This window comes from Endozoicomonas gorgoniicola, assembly GCF_025562715.2.
GTDB lineage: Bacteria > Pseudomonadota > Gammaproteobacteria > Pseudomonadales > Endozoicomonadaceae > Endozoicomonas_A > Endozoicomonas_A gorgoniicola.
Map to the genome: position 1 here is coordinate 4,106,620 of NZ_JAPFCC010000001.1, position 18,959 is coordinate 4,125,578.

The following is an 18,959-nucleotide window of genomic DNA, read 5'->3' on the forward strand; positions in this document are numbered from 1 at the left end:
TTAGTTATACAAATCGTACCTTCTAAGTAAGCTATTGCACTGGCAATCTGGACACCAGACCCGTGTTGGATTTCCTTGCAATTGCCAACTATTAATCGTCATTCCGCCTTAGTCTGATGTTTAGCTTGCCATGCTCATTACGGTATTTAGAAGGTGCCATTGGTATTATGTGATCAGGGTTATGACTCAACAATATCATCTGAGCAATAAGTCAGTAGGTATTTTTAACAAATTAATAAGGTTCTGAGTTCAGGTTGAATCAATATGCATTCTTTACGTTTCAAAGAGAATTATAAACTCCATCTCACAATGGCCTTTACAGCTCTCAAAATCAACTTTTTTTGTGGAGTTATGGTAATCGGGTTTCCAGAGCTAGACATAATTCCCACAATAAAATCAATTTCGATTTATCTTAGTTTTGCGTCAGTAATTTTAATGAATATATCATCACTTTCATTTTATTTATATGCTAAAAGGAAAAAAGACATCAATATTGCTGTTGCTTTGGGGGTTGAAATTGGAGCTGTCAGTTTACTATTTATTGGACTTCCCATAATTCTCGAGCAACTTATAATAATAGATTTTTCTACCTGCACGGTAATAAGTACAATATTTTTTTCTAATATTTACATGGGAATAGCCCCACTTATCACTGTTTATTTGGTAGATCGCAAAAAAAAACGTAACTGCTCAAAATTGACTGGCAAATCAACCTCTACAGGTCAAAGAAAGTTATCCTGATCTTTCGTATATTTCACCGTATGCACCTGCCTGACTCACTATTCTCCAGTACAGACAATGAACAGTTGCGTTCATTCGTCAAAAACCTTCTCGACACGGTCGAGAAGCAATCTGTGCAAATTGAAAGGCAGCGCGTTCAGATCGAACAGCTGGTCGAAGAGAACGAACAGCTTCGAGCAGAAATTCGCCACCTGAAGAAGCACAAGGGCAAGCCTAAAATCAGGCCTAATGTCTCGGACAAGGGCGATGATCAGGAAGACAGCTCTTCTGCGGAAGACACTGATCAGGCTGCCGGGAAAAGTGACACTGATCGTCCGCCGAAAAGTAAACGACCACGATCACAAGAAGCCGGTGAAACCGCTGCACCACCAATGACTGTTGACCGAGAGGAAATCTGTTCAATCGCTGCTCCCGGTGAGAACTGGCGCTTCAAGTGCTATATCGACTTTTTCCATACTGAGCTGGACTTGCGTTTTGTCACTACTCGCTACAGGCGTGAGTATTACACAACTCCGGAAGGCGGGGTGTCAGCCCCGCTACCTGATCATGTGAAAGACCGTTTTGGCGACAACCTGAAAGCCCATCTGCTGGATTTTTATCATTCATGCAGTACGACACAGCCACTACTGCTATCTTGGCTGCACGACCATGGATGCTCAATATCAGAAGGTTCCCTGAGCAACATCCTGACGAAAGGCCATGATATTTTCCACCAGGAAAAAGAAGAATTGCTGGAAGCAGGGCTGACTTGCTCTGATTATCTCCAGGCCGACGACACAGGTGCTCGCCACCAAGGAAAAAACGGCTACTGCCTGTTTATCGGCAACCCTTATTTTTCCTACTTCCATAGCAGCGACAGTAAGAGCAGGATTAATTTCCTGGGCTGTCTGCAAGGGCAGCAGCGGCTTTATCTTCTCAACGACGTTGCCATTGACTACATGGAGAATCAGGTTGATGTGTCGAAGAAGTGGATCACTGCGCTATCCGAATGCGGCGAGAAGCGTTTCTCAACAGAAGAAGAGTGGGAGAGCTTCCTTAACAGCATTGGTTGTGCTGCCCCGCAACAAAGGCGCTGGGCGACAGAGGGTGTTTTAAAGGCCGCATTGATGCTCAATCATCGCCTTGAGAACCTGATTATCCATAGCGATGGAGCCCGGCAGTTTGATACAGCCTTTCAGCATTCGCTGTGTTGGTACCATGCGGGAAGAAACATGGACAAGCTGATACCGGCCAATGACCTGGAACGAGCCGCCCGTGACACCGTGCAGGATCAGTACTGGTGCCTCTACGACGACATTGAGGCCTACCAGAAAAAACCAACGGACAAGGAGAAACAGAAGCTCTACCAGGAGTTTGATCGTTGGGTAACACAGCGGGTTGACTACCCTGCCTTGCAGGCTGAGTTGGGCAAACTGATGGTTGTCAGGGAAGAGCTGTTATTGGTTCTTGAGTATCCGTGGCTGCCACTGCACAACAACCTGAGCGAGAGGCAGATCAGAGAGTATGTGAAACGGCGAAAGGTTAGCGGTGGTACCCGGAGTAAACTTGGGAGGAAATGCCGCGACACCTTTGCCAGTTTGAAAAAGACCTGTAAACAACACGGGGTGTCCTTTGCCAACTATCTCAGGGACAGGCTGACTGGAACCAATCTGATTCCGCAGCTGGGGCATCTCATCCTGAAGGCATCAGGCTATCAGGAAACGGTTCTTGCCAATGGAATATGAGCAGTTACAAAAAAACTGGCTCCTCAGGGATAATTGTAAAAATGAACAAATTTTAAGAAAGAGGCACCAGCGGCTGATTTCTGGTACGTTTTTGTTTGCAGACACTAAAGAGTCGGCAAACAAAACGTTAGGGTGAAACTCATATTGACAGTCTTTTCCGGACTTACAGCCCAAGAGGTACCCTACAGCAGCAAGTTTCCCCTTCCCTGAAGTGGTGACGGCCAAACACCGCTATGATGTTTGCTGATAAAACACGACACCATATTGGTGAGAGGCCGCCCCGATGGAAGTATGTCAGCCACTGAATAAAGTTGCCAATTCTTGCCATGCAATTCAACAGCTTGATCAGCAGTTTCGGCTCTGCGCCAACAGTACGACCCCATTCAACACTTTGAAGACTATGAAGGTGAAGTTCACAAGCTTTTTGCCAGACATCTACGTTCCCTGTGACGTCTGCAAGGGAAAGCGTTACAACCGTGAAACCCTTGATGTTAAATACAAGGGTAAGAGCATTGATGAAGTGCTGAACATGACCGTGGAAGAAGCGCTGGAATTTTTCGAAGCCATTCCCGCTATTAACCGCAAACTGCAGACACTGATGGACGTTGGCCTGTCGTATATTCACCTGGGGCAGAATGCGACAACCCTGTCTGGCGGTGAAGCCCAGCGGGTCAAACTGGCCAAAGAGCTGTCCAAGCGTGATACCGGCAAGACCATGTATATTCTGGACGAACCAACGACCGGCCTGCACTTCCACGATATACAACAGCTGCTTAATGTTCTGCACCGTTTACGGGATCATGGCAATACAGTCGTAGTTATCGAACATAACCTCGATGTCATTAAAACGGCGGACTGGATCGTGGATCTGGGACCAGAAGGGGGCGATGGTGGCGGTGACATCTTCCCGAAAGGTGTCACAGGTGTTATTGCCATTTAAGAAACGTTATTTTTCAAAGTATACTGCTTCAGACTGATAATGATTGCAGTCATTGCCTTGATCCCTGAGAATAACGCACAAAAATCAATCTGCGTCTTTATGCGTAGTTTTCTGACATTAACTACATAGGTTTCTTCGTCCATGTGGGGCAAAAGCAGTTCCGAATCCAAAGCACACGGCAATGATCACAGCGATATCACAACCCTGATTTCCGGTGGAACCGAAATAGAAGGTGATATTCGTTTTCGCGGCAATGTTCATGTTGAAGGCACCATCAAAGGCAATATCACTTCCGACAGCGGCATGTTGCAGCTGGTAAAAGGTAGCTCTGTAACCGGCAATATTCGTGCAGCTGATGTTCGTATCGACGGTCTGGTAAACGGCGATGTTTATGCGTCCGAGCGCCTGGAGCTGTCCCGCAACGCTGAAATCAATGGCAACATTTATTACGACGTAATGGAAATGGTAGCTGGTGCTGCCATTAACGGTCGCATGGAGCGCATGCACAAAACCGGTGAACTACTGCCTAAAGGCGATGAGGCAGAAAAAGAAAACACTAAAAAAGTTGGCAAAGAGAAAGTCAAACAGCTGAAAACTGCCTGATTTTACGACGGATGGTGTTCTCTGTCAGAATCGCCTCTGATGATTCACTGAGAGCCCCATCCAATACGCTGATAGTTCTGACCAGTAGAATCTCCCTCTCGGAATTCGCTATAAACACTATACTTACCCACTAATTAACACCTCCAAACATACGTTTTCGTACCAATAAAACCCCAGTTTCAATAATGGATTTATCGCATATAAGTTTTGTTCCAACTATGCAAAAACCAGCTAAATTTCATATTGTCTCAACCTTAATACTCCTGAATTCGTATCATAAGTGCATAACCTCTGTAACCAGAGGATTGTTTCAGAACCTTTGAAGTGAATCAGAACTCAGGGGTATTCTGTAAAGCAACCAAACCATACAGAGGAAGCCAAGGATGGCCTATACACACCTGAGCTCTGAAGAGAGATATTATATCGAAACTGAACTCAAAAATGGGACTTCACAAAACAAAATTGCTAAAAAGCTTGGCCGTTCACAGCCTACCGTGTCGCGAGAAGTAAACCGCAATAAAGGGCAAAGAGGGTACAGGCACCAACAGGCTAATCGCACAGCTCGGCAGCGGCACAAAGATAAGCCAAAAGCTATTAAGCTGACAGACGACATTAAACAACGTATTTCAAACGATATCCGTTCAGATTGGAGTCCTGAACAAGTGGCTGGAAGGCTTGAAAAGGACGGTGTAATCAAGCTGCATCATGAGACGATTTATCAATTTGTAGCGGATGATAAACGGCGCGGAGGCTCGCTCTATAAGCACTTGAGGCACCAGAAAAAAACTTATCGAAAGCGATACGGTTCAGCTCATAACCGAACCGGTATACCAAATCGGGTTGGCATTGAAGAACGCCCCGAAGTGGTCAACAACAGAGAGCGAGTTGGTGACTGGGAAGCTGATACTGTAATAGGTAAAAATCATAAAGGAGCCATCGCTACATTAGATGAACGAAAAACCAAGCTTCGCCTTGCTGTCCCTCTACCAGGCAAGAAGGCAAAAGCGGTTAAACAGGGAATAATTGACGTACTCAAGCCTCTGAAAAGGTTTGTAAAGACAATAACATACGACAATGGAAAGGAGTTTGTTCAGCATGAATCAATTGCCAAAGCTTTAAAATGTGACAGCTACTTTGCTGCCCCCTACCATTCTTGGGAAAGAGGCCAGAATGAGAATGCTAATGGTTTGCTAAGGCAGTATTTCCCCAAGTCGATGGAGCTTAATGGCGTGACAGAAAAAGATGTCATCATTGCAGTGGATAAGCTGAACAACAGGCCAAGAAAGTGCCTGGGCTACAAGACTCCTTATGAGGCATTTAAAGAGTCAACTGGAATAGATGCAAGAAAAGTCATGGGTTATGCACTTATGACTTGAATTCAGGACTTAATAGATAGTTGGACTTATAATGAAAGTTATCAACCAGTTCCTAATCGCTTTAGTTGTTGTTCCGTTGTCGTTTTTTCCAAAAAATCTCTACGCGGGAGATCAATATTTCTGGCTGGCGCGGGTACTGCCAAACTTGAGAACTATCGCAACAGCACTGGTTAGAGTTTCTCCCCAGGATTTACAGTCAGCCACTTCGCTTCAAGCCAGAGCTTTTTATCTGAATGGTATGCAAACAGCCTCAAGATCACCTGGTTCAGTCGGTCGAGTCCTGGGAATAAATGATTTAGTGCGTCAGGACTGGTCAGTACTTCCGCAACAGAGCATAGATGTTAATTCGGAGACTGGACGTACTTCTTCAAACTACTTTACCCCTCAACAACCAGTGAACCATTTCAGCACATCACTGGCTGGTAGCCTTTTCAGCATAATAGGAAGTAACTTACCCCATCAACCATTACTATTTGGTGCCGGTGTGCACAGCGTCCCTTTTTCTACAGTGCTACCCATCAGACCATTATTTGATCAGCCAAGGATGTTAGAACTCACTCCCCCGGGTACTAACCACCCAATCATCGTGGATTTACAACCTTTAACTGATAATTCTGCTCGTTTACGTCCACAATCATCATTGGCCGAGGCAATCGAACACGCCTTACCTTCCAGGGCTGAAAGTTCGCATCAAGCTGCTACAAACAACCGTCACGCTTTGTTAAGCAATTTGTTGATGCAACTTAGCACTGGAGGAACATCTGGAGGTACATCTGGAGGTACATCTGGAGGTACAAATGGTCTGCTGTACTTCTCCCGCCCCCATGGGGCTTACCTGCACTCGCCGAATCACGGTCAACATTTATCCGTCCTTGTGCCCCACGATACAGTAATCAGTCTCGGCCTGATTAATGGTGCAACAGGAGACAACACAAGGCATCTAGAACCTGATCACTGGGGCGAACCGGATTAACGCGCCCTTTTCTTTCCTGACCGACGAGAAGTTGGTTGTGCCGCAGAGGATTTTCCGGAAGGCCGGTGACATGATTGACATCCTCCTCGCCGTAAAGAGGGTGTCTTAAAGTAAGGGGTTTTACGTTTAAAGTGATAAATCCCCAGCTTATATAATGGATTTATCGCATATAAGTTTTGTTCCAACTGTGGAAAAATCCACCTATCCTTCATATCTCCACTCAAAAACAGAGGAGCCGATTTGAACGCTTATACCCAGGCTGAACAGTTAATTGCGTCTTCCAACACCGACGCAGCGCGTCCGTATACCGTTTACACCGAACGTAATATTGACATGATCGAGCAGTTCCGTCAGTTGCCTGAAGCCATGCAGTTCGAAATCAAGGTTGTGGCCAGTGTTATGCCGTTCCGCGTAAACGAATATGTTGTGAACGAACTGATCGACTGGAACGATATCCCTGACGATCCGGTTTTCCGCCTGATGTTCCCGCAGAAGGAAATGCTGAAAGCAGGCGATTTTGATCTGATGGCAGAGCTGCACGCTGCAGAAGCCAGCCGTGCAACCATCAAAAAAGCAGCCCACGAAATTCAGCTGAGCATGAACCCGCACCCTGCCGGTCAGATGGCTATGAACGCTCCTATGGTTGACGGCAAGCCGGTTCAGGGCATGCAGCACAAGTATCGTGAAACCGCACTGTACTTCCCAAGTCAGGGCCAGACCTGCCATAGCTACTGTACTTTCTGCTTCCGCTGGGCGCAGTTCATTGGTGACAGCGACCTGAAAATGGCTGCGACCGAAGCGTCCACCATGCACGCTTACCTGAAAGAACACAAAGAATTGACCGACCTGCTGTTCACCGGTGGTGATCCGCTGGTTATGAAGACCAAGCTGGTAAAAGAATACCTGGAGCCTCTGCTGCAGCCAGAATTCGACCACATCAAAAATATCCGTATCGGTTCCAAGACACTGACCTTCTGGCCATACCGCTTTACCACTGACGACGATGCACAAGAGTTGCTGGCGCTGTTCAAAAAGATGGTAGACGGCGGTAAGCACCTGGCGTTTATGGCGCACTTTGACCACTACGCAGAGCTGAAAACCGACGTATGTAAAGAAGCCGTTAAACGAATCCGTGCCACTGGCGTCAACATTCGCGCCCAGGCTCCCCTGACCCGCCACATTAACGACAATTCTGATGTATGGGTTCAGAACTGGCAGACTCAGCTGTCCATGGGCATTATTCCTTACTACTTCTTTGTAGCCCGTGACACCGGTGCCAAGCATTACTTCGAAATTCCACTGTACAAAGCGTACGAAATCTTTCAGGCAGCCATCATCCGCATGTCTGGCCTGGGTCGTACTGTTCGTGGGCCATCCATGAGTGCGGGTCCTGGTAAAGTAGAGATCACCGGCATCACTGAAATCAACGGAGAGAAAGTATTCGTTCTGCGCTTCCTGCAGGGGCGTAACTCAGAGTGGTGCTACCGCCCGTTCTTTGCTAAATACGACGAAGAAGCGACCTGGCTGGACGACCTGAAGCCAGCCTTCGGCGAAGAAAAATTCTTCTTTGAAGATGAATACAAAGCAATGTGTAAGGCTCGCGGCGTCTAATAAAGTCGTAAGGGGAGCGGCAATAAAAAGATTACCAACCATTTGTCATTCCCACGAAAGTGGGAATCCACCACGAGCAGTGGATCCCCGCCTGCGCGGGGATGACGTTGGGATGTTCTACGTTGCTACTCCCCTTACCGGTGATTCAGGCCGTATGAATTACCGGGGGTTAAAGCAGCTGTGAAATAACAAAACCTATGATGACCAGTGTACCAACCCCAAGTGCAAACAGGTCCCAGAAGGGCTTGCGATATTGCTCAAGCTGTTTAACCCGGTAAAGGCCCGCGATAGGCAGGAAGAAGATAATAATGGCCATCATCGGAGCAACGACAGCTTCCATAATGCCCAGAATGCTCCAGTTCCCCACGCCAGCCACCCAGCAACTTAAAGCAATGATAAACAGGCTGATTCTGTGAACATGACCTACTGATACTACCTTGCCAAGACGAAAAGACCGGAATCCCTGGCTTAACAGGCCATTCATAAGCTCTATCACACCCAGAAAAAAGCCGAAGAACGAGGTCATAATCGCAACAAAGGCAATCAATGGTGTGACCGTTGAAAAAAACCGGTTACCCGGCTGGTTAGCCAGAATAGAAAGCGTTGGAAGGTTTTCAGCCTTCGCCTGTGCCAGTTGTTCAGGCGTCAATGCCATTACACAGGAAAAAACAAAGAACAGGGCAATAGCCAGAAGTATGGATGCACTGCGCATGTGAATGCTGTCGGTCTTGCGAATACAGGCATGAAGGTCAGGATTTTTCTGCCGGTATGACCGGGCAAAAGTAGAGCAAACCGGAGCATGATAAAACGAGAAGACCAGTACCGGGAGTGCCAGCAGGAAGGTTTCCGCCCCTTTTTGCAGAGAAACCGGCTGCATCAGATAATCCATTCGCCATTGTGGAATGAGATAAACCGCAATACCAAGCAGCACAATGGTTAATGGTAATACCATTCGCCGGAACAGGCTCAGCAGTCTCTGCTCAGTTCCCAGTAAGGCTCCCACCATGGCAACCACCAGAATAAACACTGTCAGGGAGCGTGAAGGTTCAGCCCAGTTCAGCTGGTTGACCAGAAAGCTGACCGTCACATTACTGATACCGATGGTATAGAGCAGCAAAACCGGGAACATCGACAAGAAACAAACCAGCATCAACCATTTCGCGACGGACGAACCAAAAGTGTCTTCAACATGAGCTGAAAAGTCATTGCCTGATTGTCTGGAGGCCAGACAGAACCGGGTCAGGGTGCGATGCGTCAAATACACCATTGGTCCACTGATCAGAGCCATCAGCAGCAGGGGCCAGAAGCCGCCAATGCCTGCATTAATAGGAAGGTACAGCAAGCCAGCGCCAATGCCGGTGCCCACATGGCTGAACATCCAGCCAGTATCTTTCGCTGTCCAGCGCAGGTGTTCATCTGGCTCGCCAACAGGCGATTCAAGACTTTGATCAGACATAGGCCTCCCGGCATCTATCGACAAATACCGGAACAGTATAGACAGTCTTGATGGATGAATGGTTATTAAAAAAACGGACAAATCCAATATTCGCTAATAAGACTTATGCAGACACCATTGACAATCAGCTTCAACCTTATTTCTTTAATAGCGTTCCTGAGGGTGATAAGAGCAAAAACCAACGCATAAGCAGGGGTATCAAAATAAATAAATATATTACTTTTATTTTAGAAAAATAATTCCATGCAAATCTTTTAAAAAAAAATTCCACTAATTTTAAATAGTCAACTATAAAAATATTGTTACATGAAACCAATATGTTTTAGTAATGAATCAATTTATCAGAACCTGTACTCTTTTTTATACGACATATTACAAATACAAGATGCACCTATTTCAACAATAAAGCCTTTGTTTTTCAATTTAGGAGACGTCCACATGAAAACAAATTTTTTTGCTGCTTCTTTTGCAACGTGCATTCTTGCTGGAATGATTGGAGATATCCATGCAAACCCTGCTCCCTATGAGAGTAGTGGAGACCCTGCCCCCTATGACAGTAGTGGAGATAAAGAAGAAAAGAAATTTACTGAAGAGTTTGAGTATCTGAACAATTTAGGATTAGCCAAGAAGAAAAAAATCAATGACTTGAACGATTATGACCATGAGGCTATCCGGCAGATGCTTTTATCCTCAGAATCTCTTGAGCCTGAGCTTGTATTTGTCGAGCCTGAAATGATCAGAGGAGTTCTGAACGATGTTATCAACAAGCATAAATCCAAGCCCAAGGGTGTTCTGCTGTTGTTGAAAGGGCCGGAATATAATATAGATGATCAGATTTTATTGAGTAATACATTTGGTATTGTTGGACTTACTTCATTTCAAGATGAATACTACCAGGCACCTGTAAAACTCAGAGTTCACCAAGGCGATATGACTGACAATGCTTATCCTTTGTTTACTTTTGATAACAGCAGTGGCATTTTCTACGCTGATTATATTGAGATAGAGTCAATATATACCAGAAGTCGTTCAATAAACCAGGAACATTCAGGCTTAATTCGTATTAATGCAGCAAAAGGTGTCTATTTAAGGTACAGTAACTTGACATCAACCAGTGCGCATCATGAATTACTGGATATAGACTGCGGCATTGGTAATGGATCTACAGACATCGGTATTTACTCAAATTATTTTGATATGGAAGGCTATGATATGGCGTCCATATCCGTTGGGTGTGAAAAAAACACTCACACATTTAATAACATCTTAATTAATAATACGTTTATTGTTAACTACAAGGATATTCCAACTCTCAATCCAACTTCACGTAATTCAACAAGCCCTTTTCCAACAACGAGCACTTCAACAACCCCACATACAACCGAACATCATCACGATGAAATTCATGAGTTGGATGTTGCTTATGTTGCAAGTGGCAATGCACAATTATCATTCAAAGACAGCGTTTGCAACAATATAGTTTATAGCGAAAATGGAGACTTATATGAAAGTGATGCAGTGTCTTCTCATGGTCTGAGGCTGATAGGCAACGCAAAAATTATTGGTGATAATTTTTTCACATTGCAATTTAATCATCACCAGGTAATGGCTTATTCACAATGCCCTTCATTTGTCTATAGTATTCCAAGAGAATGTCCGGAAGGTGGTATGCATACAGATATTCCAAAACCTTATGATCAGTTCTTACCAGATAAAACCACTCACACAAATGAATGGTTTGCTAGTTGTAAAGCGGCTCCAAATACCCAACCCCGTAGTAGTTCTGGTAGAAGTTATTCATCGTTGGCGATGGGACTAAGCAATACTTTTTCATTCCTTGCCGGAATCGCAGCTACAATGATTACTCAATTTGTTATCTATAAAGCCAGAAGCCACACAACGGCAAGTGATGGCAACGCCCAACTTATTGATCAAACCTCAATCGGCGGGAGTCGTGCAGATCTATAAATGCTAAACAACTGTCCTGCGCAATAGTGCAGGATAGTATTTATATCCCTGACAGGTCTGATACAAAAGATATGGAGAAGGCTCTCCTCCTCCATATCCGTCGATTCGCTGGTCAATGTATGAAAACGTCACCACTCAGGCATTCACAGACCACCCTCAAACCCCTGCTGACGCCAGGCTTCATAACTGACAATCGCCACTGAATTGGAAAGGTTTAAACTGCGGTTTTCCGGACACATGGGAATTCGCAGCATGTTTTCCTGCTGCAATCGGGCTCTGACGTCATCGGTCAGACCGTGGGTTTCTGCACCAAACAGCAATACGTCACCGGGCTGATAGTCAACCTGATGGTAGTGCCGCTTTCCTTTTGTCGTGATCGCCAGTATACGGCGCTCGCCCATCGCTTCAGCAAACGCATCAAAGTCACTGTGAAGGGTAATGCGCTCCATATCACGATAATCCAGTCCGGCACGTCTGAGCTTTTTTTCTTCAAGGTCGAAACCCAGTGGTTCAATCAGGTGCAGTTGACAGCCATTATTCGAAACCAGCCGGATGATATTGCCGGTATTCTGCGCTATTCGGGGTTCAAAGAGTGCTATATGGAACATGTGGATAGTATGTCACTGACTAAAAAGGGAAGCTTAAATGATAACGCCGCTATAAGCAGCCTCGATCCGATAAGCTGCCCGATAGGCAGCCTTGAACAGATGAAAAATTTCATGGCATTAGGTAAGGCGGGGCTATTGCCCCGTCCTTCCCACAGAACCGTGCGTACGGACCTCGTACACGGCTCCTGCACTCTCTATCCCTTAACAATAAGGGGCAAGAACGCCCGTTTTAACGCCTTCCAAATTGAACAACTTTATCTCATTGAACCAGTTGTTCGGCATGGCTAAATGCGACAGGGGACTGCACGCATTTCTCCATGAACGCATTTTGATGTACTTAAATGGTGGCTTGTAACCCAGTTGCTTCAGCCGACGATGCAGCTTCGCTGGTTTCTTCCACTGTTTCAGTTGTAAACATCTCAGCCTGCGCCTCATCCATCCTGTCAGCCGTTTTAATTCACGACTACAGTTCGCTATCCTGAAGTAATTAGCAAATCCTCGTATCACAGGGTTCAGTTCTCGGATTACTCCTTCAAGGTTCGTTCCCCGATTCCTTTTCGTGATTCGCTTTACCTTTGCTTTCAGTGCGTTGAGCTTCTTTTCCTGTATGCGCGTATAGCTGCTCAGGATTTCAACTCCCAGAAATTTCACACCCTCGCCGCTATGGGCTATGTGTGTTTTATTCTGGTTGACCGTCAGTTTCAGGTCTTGCTCCAGTACTTTGGTCGCCACTTTCAGAGCGTTTTCTGCCGCTGCTTTGGAGCCACACAGAATCAGGATATCGTCCGCATAGCGGACAATCCTGTGCTTGCGTCGCATCATTTCCTGATCAAACGCATCAAGATAGACGTTTGAGATTAAGGGACTGATCACTCCGCCCTGTGGACTGCCTGTTTCCGTGGCTTCCAGTTGATAGCCAACCATCACCCCGCTTTTCAGGAACATTCTGATCAGGTTCAGGATGCTTCCATCTGCCACTTTGTGCCTGAACGCCTTGAGAATTAACTCGTGGTCGAGTCGGTCAAAGCATTTGGACAAGTCCATGTCCACCACCCAGCGTCTGTCGTACTTCCGTATGAACAGGGTCGCCTTGGTAATGGCTTGATGGCAGCTTCGATTCGGTCTGTACCCATAGCTGGACGGGTGGAAGTCCGGATCAAAGATCGGGGTCAGGATATTTAGAAGTGCTTGTTGGACGATTCGGTCTTTTACTGCGGGGATTCCCAGCAGACGCTTTCCACCGTCTTCTTTGTCGATTTCTACACGCTTTACCGGTAGCGGTTTGTAGCGCTTTTCCCGCAATTCAAGCAGTAACTGTTCAAGATTACCACGCAGATTCGAGGCGTAGTCGCTCAGGCTCTGCCCATCTATTCCGGCCGCACCTTTCGCTTTCCATACCTTTTTGAATCCGTTGTAAAGCGCTTCCATCGTCAGCAAGCGCCCATACAGGCTATAATATACTCTCATCAGTTACTGTCTCACGACAGACAGATTGCGCCATCCTTCTACTGTGGCCGGATTCTTCATGGACATTCACAGGCGTTCTGGCTCAAGGCAATCTACCTGCTACCTGTCCTTTACTCCCGAGCGCGGCTCTTTCTTTTAGCAGGATTGTTCCCAACCTCACCAGCCGAAGATGTCCTGCCTCGTCAGGCAGCTTGTGCGCTCACAGTGTCATTCCTGCGGTCTGACTGTTCTTTAAGAATGCTTCACCCCTTCGCAACATCTGCCGCTTTTGACGACACATGCCCTACAGTCACTCTGGCTGTAGTCATTCCGGTTTTGCCCTCCGAACGGTTACCCGCCTTCACAGGCCGGAATTTCATCACTACTACAGGATCATCTGCCACCTCACACCACTGTTACCCTTGAGTTTCCTCTTGCGATAACAGCCCCTGAGATTCAGAGATTGATGCCAGGCTTCCCCAGTTACTAAACGGTTCCCTGTCAGAAATGCCACCCTCAAGCACAGAGTTGGGACTGACTGAGTATCGGGCTTTGCGCTATTTCGCACGCTTGCCGCTCCCAACCTGCCGAATCAGGTTCGCTTGCGCTGTGTACCTCTGACTTCCTATGGCTTCCTTCAGACCCAACCGTTGGCCAGTTACGCCCTTGCCATTCAGATTGCCTTCCCCTCAGTCGGGGCGGCTCAGGCTTCTTTCAGCCTGACGGGTTTGCCCGCTTCGCTGGGCAAACATTAGGTAAGGCGGGGCTATTGCCCCGTCCTTCCCACAGAACCGTGCGTACGGACCTCGTACACGGCTCCTGCACTCTCTATCCCTTAACAATAAGGGGCAAGAACGCCCGTTTTAACGCCTTCCAAATTGAACAACTTTATCTCATTGAACCAGTTGTTCGGCATGGCTAAATGCGACAGGGGACTGCACGCATTTCTCCATGAACGCATTTTGATGTACTTAAATGGTGGCTTGTAACCCAGTTGCTTCAGCCGACGATGCAGCTTCGCTGGTTTCTTCCACTGTTTCAGTTGTAAACATCTCAGCCTGCGCCTCATCCATCCTGTCAGCCGTTTTAATTCACGACTACAGTTCGCTATCCTGAAGTAATTAGCAAATCCTCGTATCACAGGGTTCAGTTCTCGGATTACTCCTTCAAGGTTCGTTCCCCGATTCCTTTTCGTGATTCGCTTTACCTTTGCTTTCAGTGCGTTGAGCTTCTTTTCCTGTATGCGCGTATAGCTGCTCAGGATTTCAACTCCCAGAAATTTCACACCCTCGCCGCTATGGGCTATGTGTGTTTTATTCTGGTTGACCGTCAGTTTCAGGTCTTGCTCCAGTACTTTGGTCGCCACTTTCAGAGCGTTTTCTGCCGCTGCTTTGGAGCCACACAGAATCAGGATATCGTCCGCATAGCGGACAATCCTGTGCTTGCGTCGCATCATTTCCTGATCAAACGCATCAAGATAGACGTTTGAGATTAAGGGACTGATCACTCCGCCCTGTGGACTGCCTGTTTCCGTGGCTTCCAGTTGATAGCCAACCATCACCCCGCTTTTCAGGAACATTCTGATCAGGTTCAGGATGCTTCCATCTGCCACTTTGTGCCTGAACGCCTTGAGAATTAACTCGTGGTCGAGTCGGTCAAAGCATTTGGACAAGTCCATGTCCACCACCCAGCGTCTGTCGTACTTCCGTATGAACAGGGTCGCCTTGGTAATGGCTTGATGGCAGCTTCGATTCGGTCTGTACCCATAGCTGGACGGGTGGAAGTCCGGATCAAAGATCGGGGTCAGGATATTTAGAAGTGCTTGTTGGACGATTCGGTCTTTTACTGCGGGGATTCCCAGCAGACGCTTTCCACCGTCTTCTTTGTCGATTTCTACACGCTTTACCGGTAGCGGTTTGTAGCGCTTTTCCCGCAATTCAAGCAGTAACTGTTCAAGATTACCACGCAGATTCGAGGCGTAGTCGCTCAGGCTCTGCCCATCTATTCCGGCCGCACCTTTCGCTTTCCATACCTTTTTGAATCCGTTGTAAAGCGCTTCCATCGTCAGCAAGCGCCCATACAGGCTATAATATACTCTCATCAGTTACTGTCTCACGACAGACAGATTGCGCCATCCTTCTACTGTGGCCGGATTCTTCATGGACATTCACAGGCGTTCTGGCTCAAGGCAATCTACCTGCTACCTGTCCTTTACTCCCGAGCGCGGCTCTTTCTTTTAGCAGGATTGTTCCCAACCTCACCAGCCGAAGATGTCCTGCCTCGTCAGGCAGCTTGTGCGCTCACAGTGTCATTCCTGCGGTCTGACTGTTCTTTAAGAATGCTTCACCCCTTCGCAACATCTGCCGCTTTTGACGACACATGCCCTACAGTCACTCTGGCTGTAGTCATTCCGGTTTTGCCCTCCGAACGGTTACCCGCCTTCACAGGCCGGAATTTCATCACTACTACAGGATCATCTGCCACCTCACACCACTGTTACCCTTGAGTTTCCTCTTGCGATAACAGCCCCTGAGATTCAGAGATTGATGCCAGGCTTCCCCAGTTACTAAACGGTTCCCTGTCAGAAATGCCACCCTCAAGCACAGAGTTGGGACTGACTGAGTATCGGGCTTTGCGCTATTTCGCACGCTTGCCGCTCCCAACCTGCCGAATCAGGTTCGCTTGCGCTGTGTACCTCTGACTTCCTATGGCTTCCTTCAGACCCAACCGTTGGCCAGTTACGCCCTTGCCATTCAGATTGCCTTCCCCTCAGTCGGGGCGGCTCAGGCTTCTTTCAGCCTGACGGGTTTGCCCGCTTCGCTGGGCAAACAAAAAAGTAAGGAGGCACAAGGCCTCCTCACACAGCAAACGCTGTTATTTATTTAGAACGGCTGGCACGCTTACGCTCATGCTCCTTCAGGAACTTCTTGCGCAAACGAATGTGGTTAGGTGTTACCTCTACCAGTTCATCGTCATCAATGAACTCCAGAGCCTGCTCCAGAGAGTGACGAATCGGTGGCGTCAGCTGAATGTTTTCATCAGAGCCGGAGGCACGGACGTTAGTCAGCTGCTTACCTTTAGTCGGGTTAACCACCAGATCGTTATCACGGTTATGCAGACCAATAATCTGGCCCTCATACACGTCAACATTAGGCGGCAGGAATAAACGACCACGGTCTTGTAGATTCCACAGGGCATAACCCAGCACCTTGCCGTTGACCATGGAAACCAGCACACCGTTCTGGCGATGAGTCACTTCACCGTCTTTTACGACACCGTAGTGATCAAAGACATTGGTCAGGATACCGCTACCGGACGTCATGGTCAGGAACTGGGAACGGAAACCGATCAGGCCACGGGCTGGCATGACGAATTCCAGACGTACACGACCTTTGCCGTCTGGTACCATATTGGTCAGTTCAGCTTTACGCAGACCCATCTCTTCCATCAGGGAACCCTGATGTTCTTCTTCGATGTCAATCACCACCTGTTCGTATGGCTCCTGTTTGACACCGTCGATTTCGCGTACCACTACTTCAGGGCGGGAAACACCCAGTTCGAAGCCTTCACGACGCATGGTTTCAATCAGAACAGACAGGTGCAGCTCACCACGACCCGATACTTTGAACTTGTCGGCGCTGTCGCCTTGTTCTACCCGCAGGGCAACGTTGTGCAGCAGTTCCTGCTCCAGACGATCCTTAATATTACGGGAAGTCACATACTTGCCATCCTGACCAGCAAACGGAGAGTCGTTAACCTGGAAGGTCATGCTAACGGTTGGCTCATCCACAGTCAGTGGTGGCAGCGCTTCAACATTATCCGGGTGGCACAGGGTGTCAGAGATATTCAGTTTGTCGATACCGGTCACGCAGACGATATCACCCGCACGGGCCTCTTCTACATCAACACGCTCCAGACCAAGATGGCCCATCACTTTCAGAATTTTGGCGCTGCGTACCTTGCCATCTGCACCAATCAGCTTGATCGGAGTGGAAGGCTTCAGAGTACCACGGGTGATACGACCCACACCGATAACACCCAGGAAGCTGCTGTAATCCAGGGCAGACACCTGCATCTGGAAAGGTGCGTCAACATCCACCTTGGGCGCCGGTACGTTGCGGGTAATCATTTCGAACAGTGGCGTCATGTCTTCCGCCATATTCTCAGGGTCATCACCGGCAATACCGTTCAGGGCAGAAGCGTAAATGATCGGGAAATCCAGCTGCTCTTCAGTTGCACCCAGACGGTCAAACAGGTCAAACACTTCATCCATTACCCAGTCAGGACGGGCGCCCGGACGGTCAATCTTGTTGATGACCACAATTGGGCGCAGTCCCTGCTCAAACGCCTTCTGGGTCACAAAACGCGTCTGGGGCATTGGGCCATCTACGGCGTCGACCAGCAGCAATACGGAGTCCACCATGGAGATAACCCGTTCGACTTCACCACCGAAGTCGGCGTGTCCCGGCGTGTCCACAATATTGATGTGGAAATCCTGCCAGTTGATCGCCGTATTTTTCGCCAGGATGGTAATGCCGCGCTCTTTTTCCTGATCGTTGGAATCCATGATGCGCTCAGCACCCTGATCCTTGCGACCCAGAGTACCGGACTGTTGTAGCAGTTTGTCTACCAGCGTCGTTTTACCGTGGTCAACGTGCGCTATGATGGCTATATTGCGAAGTTTTTCTATCACTTTCTTTCTCTCATCAAATCTCGTTTACAGTTCCTGCCTGAATAACACGGGCCACTTCTTCAGCGTCTATATTATTGGCCTGTTCCGCATACACCGAGGGGAAGGTGTTATTTTCAAGCAGGTAAGCCACATCGACCTCGTAACGGGCCATGTGACAGAAATTCCTTAAGCACAACTCTTTTTTCAGAGCGCCGAAGCTAAAGCGCATATCGGCAATATCGATCAACCCGAGAGTACCATCGGGCTGCTGCACAATATTGCCCAGGTGTGCTGAGCGAAAATACACGCCCAGCCTGTGCATTCTGGCGATCAGTCGGGCATTGTCTGCCAGTAACTGCTGTCTCTGCTGTTCGCTGACCAGAGGCAGCGCCTGCCGCAGGGTCTTGCCCGGCAACGGCTGATAATGCACTGCGGTTCTTGCAATAGACGGTATACGGTAGCAGTTAATTATCTTTACCGTCGGAATATTCAGTTGATGCAGCCTGTCGGCATTTCGTGCAAAACGAACAGAATAGGGCAGGAACCGGGCAGAACTGAACCGGCTTTTTACCATAAACAGTTTCAGGAACGAGCCATCGTTCAGACGCAGGACTTTATCACCATCCCCATCGCGCTCGATAACTTCTGCGCCCTTGCGCAAGGTCTGAAAATCCCTGTCAGAAAGTCGCTTGCCAAACAGCCGCCGCATCACCTGATATTTACCTGCAATCACCGGGGAAATTAAAAAGCGCTGAATATTAACGCATACCGATGAAAAATGCTCATTACAATCGTTATGAAAGCGTTAAAATGGATTTGCCTGGCAGCTGGGTACGCCTGC

The 18,959-nt window shown here is 47.7% G+C and carries 16 protein-coding genes and 1 pseudogene; 11 read left to right on the plus strand and 6 right to left on the minus strand.

The window, feature by feature from the left end; genetic code table 11:
* The first annotated feature begins 264 nt into the window (after window positions 1-264).
* The 7 genes and pseudogenes from NX722_RS18630 (at window position 265) to NX722_RS18660 (ending at window position 7,968) form a co-directional block, all read left to right on the plus strand.
* Window positions 265-741, plus strand: coding sequence for a hypothetical protein (locus tag NX722_RS18630; protein ID WP_262564349.1), 477 nt, complete (start codon window positions 265-267; stop codon window positions 739-741).
* A 20-nt stretch (window positions 742-761) separates the two neighbouring features.
* On the plus strand, window positions 762-2,465 hold the full coding sequence (locus NX722_RS18635) for an IS66 family transposase (RefSeq protein ID WP_262563696.1): 1,704 nt from the start codon (window positions 762-764) through the stop codon (window positions 2,463-2,465).
* Window positions 2,466-2,886: 421 nt separating this feature from the next.
* Window positions 2,887-3,405, plus strand: a pseudogene (locus tag NX722_RS18640) (ATP-binding cassette domain-containing protein); the annotation flags it as partial.
* Between the two features lie 141 nt (window positions 3,406-3,546).
* Window positions 3,547-4,008, plus strand: coding sequence for a bactofilin family protein (locus NX722_RS18645; protein WP_262564350.1), 462 nt, complete (start codon window positions 3,547-3,549; stop codon window positions 4,006-4,008).
* 383 nt (window positions 4,009-4,391) lie between these two features.
* Window positions 4,392-5,384, plus strand: a complete 993-nt coding sequence (locus tag NX722_RS18650; protein ID WP_262563592.1) for an IS30 family transposase — start codon at window positions 4,392-4,394, stop codon at window positions 5,382-5,384.
* Between the two features lie 31 nt (window positions 5,385-5,415).
* Complete coding sequence (locus NX722_RS18655; RefSeq protein ID WP_262564351.1) at window positions 5,416-6,357, plus strand: hypothetical protein; 942 nt, start codon at window positions 5,416-5,418, stop codon at window positions 6,355-6,357.
* Window positions 6,358-6,597: 240 nt separating this feature from the next.
* A complete protein-coding gene (locus NX722_RS18660) occupies window positions 6,598-7,968 on the plus strand; it encodes a KamA family radical SAM protein (protein WP_262564352.1) in 1,371 nt (456 codons plus the stop codon).
* Between the two features lie 169 nt (window positions 7,969-8,137).
* Here NX722_RS18660 and NX722_RS18665 read toward each other — a convergent pair whose 3' ends face one another.
* Window positions 8,138-9,424, minus strand: coding sequence for an amino acid permease (locus NX722_RS18665; protein ID WP_262564353.1), 1,287 nt, complete (start codon window positions 9,422-9,424; stop codon window positions 8,138-8,140).
* 50 nt (window positions 9,425-9,474) lie between these two features.
* Between NX722_RS18665 and NX722_RS18670 the strand changes: the two genes are divergently transcribed.
* Both NX722_RS18670 and NX722_RS18675 read left to right on the plus strand, forming a co-directional pair.
* Entirely contained in the window at window positions 9,475-9,663 is a 189-nt protein-coding gene (locus NX722_RS18670) for a hypothetical protein (RefSeq protein WP_262564354.1), read from the plus strand.
* A gap of 199 nt (window positions 9,664-9,862) precedes the next feature.
* On the plus strand, window positions 9,863-11,392 hold the full coding sequence (locus NX722_RS18675) for a hypothetical protein (RefSeq protein WP_262564355.1): 1,530 nt from the start codon (window positions 9,863-9,865) through the stop codon (window positions 11,390-11,392).
* A gap of 143 nt (window positions 11,393-11,535) precedes the next feature.
* On the opposite strand, the gene NX722_RS18680 is transcribed toward NX722_RS18675, so the two are convergent.
* The gene (locus tag NX722_RS18680) at window positions 11,536-12,000 is read right to left on the minus strand and encodes a tRNA (cytidine(34)-2'-O)-methyltransferase (RefSeq protein ID WP_262564356.1); all 465 of its coding nucleotides are present in this window, start codon (window positions 11,998-12,000) and stop codon (window positions 11,536-11,538) included.
* A gap of 201 nt (window positions 12,001-12,201) precedes the next feature.
* Window positions 12,202-13,467 carry a group II intron reverse transcriptase/maturase gene (ltrA, locus tag NX722_RS18685; RefSeq protein ID WP_262563619.1) on the minus strand — a complete coding sequence of 422 codons (1,266 nt, stop codon included), beginning with the start codon at window positions 13,465-13,467 and terminating at the stop codon, window positions 12,202-12,204.
* Between the two features lie 581 nt (window positions 13,468-14,048).
* Between ltrA (NX722_RS18685) and NX722_RS18690 the strand changes: the two genes are divergently transcribed.
* A complete protein-coding gene (locus tag NX722_RS18690) occupies window positions 14,049-14,201 on the plus strand; it encodes a hypothetical protein (protein WP_262564358.1) in 153 nt (50 codons plus the stop codon).
* An 80-nt stretch (window positions 14,202-14,281) separates the two neighbouring features.
* On the opposite strand, the gene ltrA (NX722_RS18695) is transcribed toward NX722_RS18690, so the two are convergent.
* On the minus strand, window positions 14,282-15,547 hold the full coding sequence (ltrA, locus tag NX722_RS18695) for a group II intron reverse transcriptase/maturase (RefSeq protein WP_262563619.1): 1,266 nt from the start codon (window positions 15,545-15,547) through the stop codon (window positions 14,282-14,284).
* A 581-nt stretch (window positions 15,548-16,128) separates the two neighbouring features.
* Between ltrA (NX722_RS18695) and NX722_RS18700 the strand changes: the two genes are divergently transcribed.
* Entirely contained in the window at window positions 16,129-16,332 is a 204-nt protein-coding gene (locus NX722_RS18700) for a hypothetical protein (protein ID WP_265442368.1), read from the plus strand.
* Here the strand turns inward: NX722_RS18700 and typA are convergent.
* Both typA and NX722_RS18710 read right to left on the minus strand, forming a co-directional pair.
* On the minus strand, window positions 16,325-18,139 hold the full coding sequence (typA, locus tag NX722_RS18705; protein WP_262564359.1) for a translational GTPase TypA: 1,815 nt from the start codon (window positions 18,137-18,139) through the stop codon (window positions 16,325-16,327). The genes NX722_RS18700 and typA overlap by 8 nt on opposite strands.
* Before the next feature lie 13 nt (window positions 18,140-18,152).
* Window positions 18,153-18,827 (minus strand): protein kinase family protein, encoded by a 675-nt coding sequence (locus NX722_RS18710; protein ID WP_262564360.1) that lies wholly within the window; start codon window positions 18,825-18,827, stop codon window positions 18,153-18,155.
* Between the last annotated feature and the right edge of the window lie 132 nt (window positions 18,828-18,959).

Coding starts and splice junctions, on each gene's coding strand:
- NX722_RS18675 (WP_262564355.1), top strand. CDS start 9,863: ATGAAAACAAATTTTTTTGCTGCTTCTTTTGCAACGTGCATTCTTGCT.
- ltrA (WP_262563619.1), bottom strand. CDS start 15,547: ATGAGAGTATATTATAGCCTGTATGGGCGCTTGCTGACGATGGAAGCG.
- NX722_RS18645 (WP_262564350.1), top strand. CDS start 3,547: ATGTGGGGCAAAAGCAGTTCCGAATCCAAAGCACACGGCAATGATCAC.
- NX722_RS18650 (WP_262563592.1), top strand. CDS start 4,392: ATGGCCTATACACACCTGAGCTCTGAAGAGAGATATTATATCGAAACT.
- NX722_RS18630 (WP_262564349.1), top strand. CDS start 265: ATGCATTCTTTACGTTTCAAAGAGAATTATAAACTCCATCTCACAATG.
- NX722_RS18635 (WP_262563696.1), top strand. CDS start 762: ATGCACCTGCCTGACTCACTATTCTCCAGTACAGACAATGAACAGTTG.
- NX722_RS18670 (WP_262564354.1), top strand. CDS start 9,475: ATGGATGAATGGTTATTAAAAAAACGGACAAATCCAATATTCGCTAAT.
- NX722_RS18655 (WP_262564351.1), top strand. CDS start 5,416: ATGAAAGTTATCAACCAGTTCCTAATCGCTTTAGTTGTTGTTCCGTTG.
- NX722_RS18665 (WP_262564353.1), bottom strand. CDS start 9,424: ATGTCTGATCAAAGTCTTGAATCGCCTGTTGGCGAGCCAGATGAACAC.
- NX722_RS18710 (WP_262564360.1), bottom strand. CDS start 18,827: ATGCGGCGGCTGTTTGGCAAGCGACTTTCTGACAGGGATTTTCAGACC.
- NX722_RS18680 (WP_262564356.1), bottom strand. CDS start 12,000: ATGTTCCATATAGCACTCTTTGAACCCCGAATAGCGCAGAATACCGGC.
- ltrA (WP_262563619.1), bottom strand. CDS start 13,467: ATGAGAGTATATTATAGCCTGTATGGGCGCTTGCTGACGATGGAAGCG.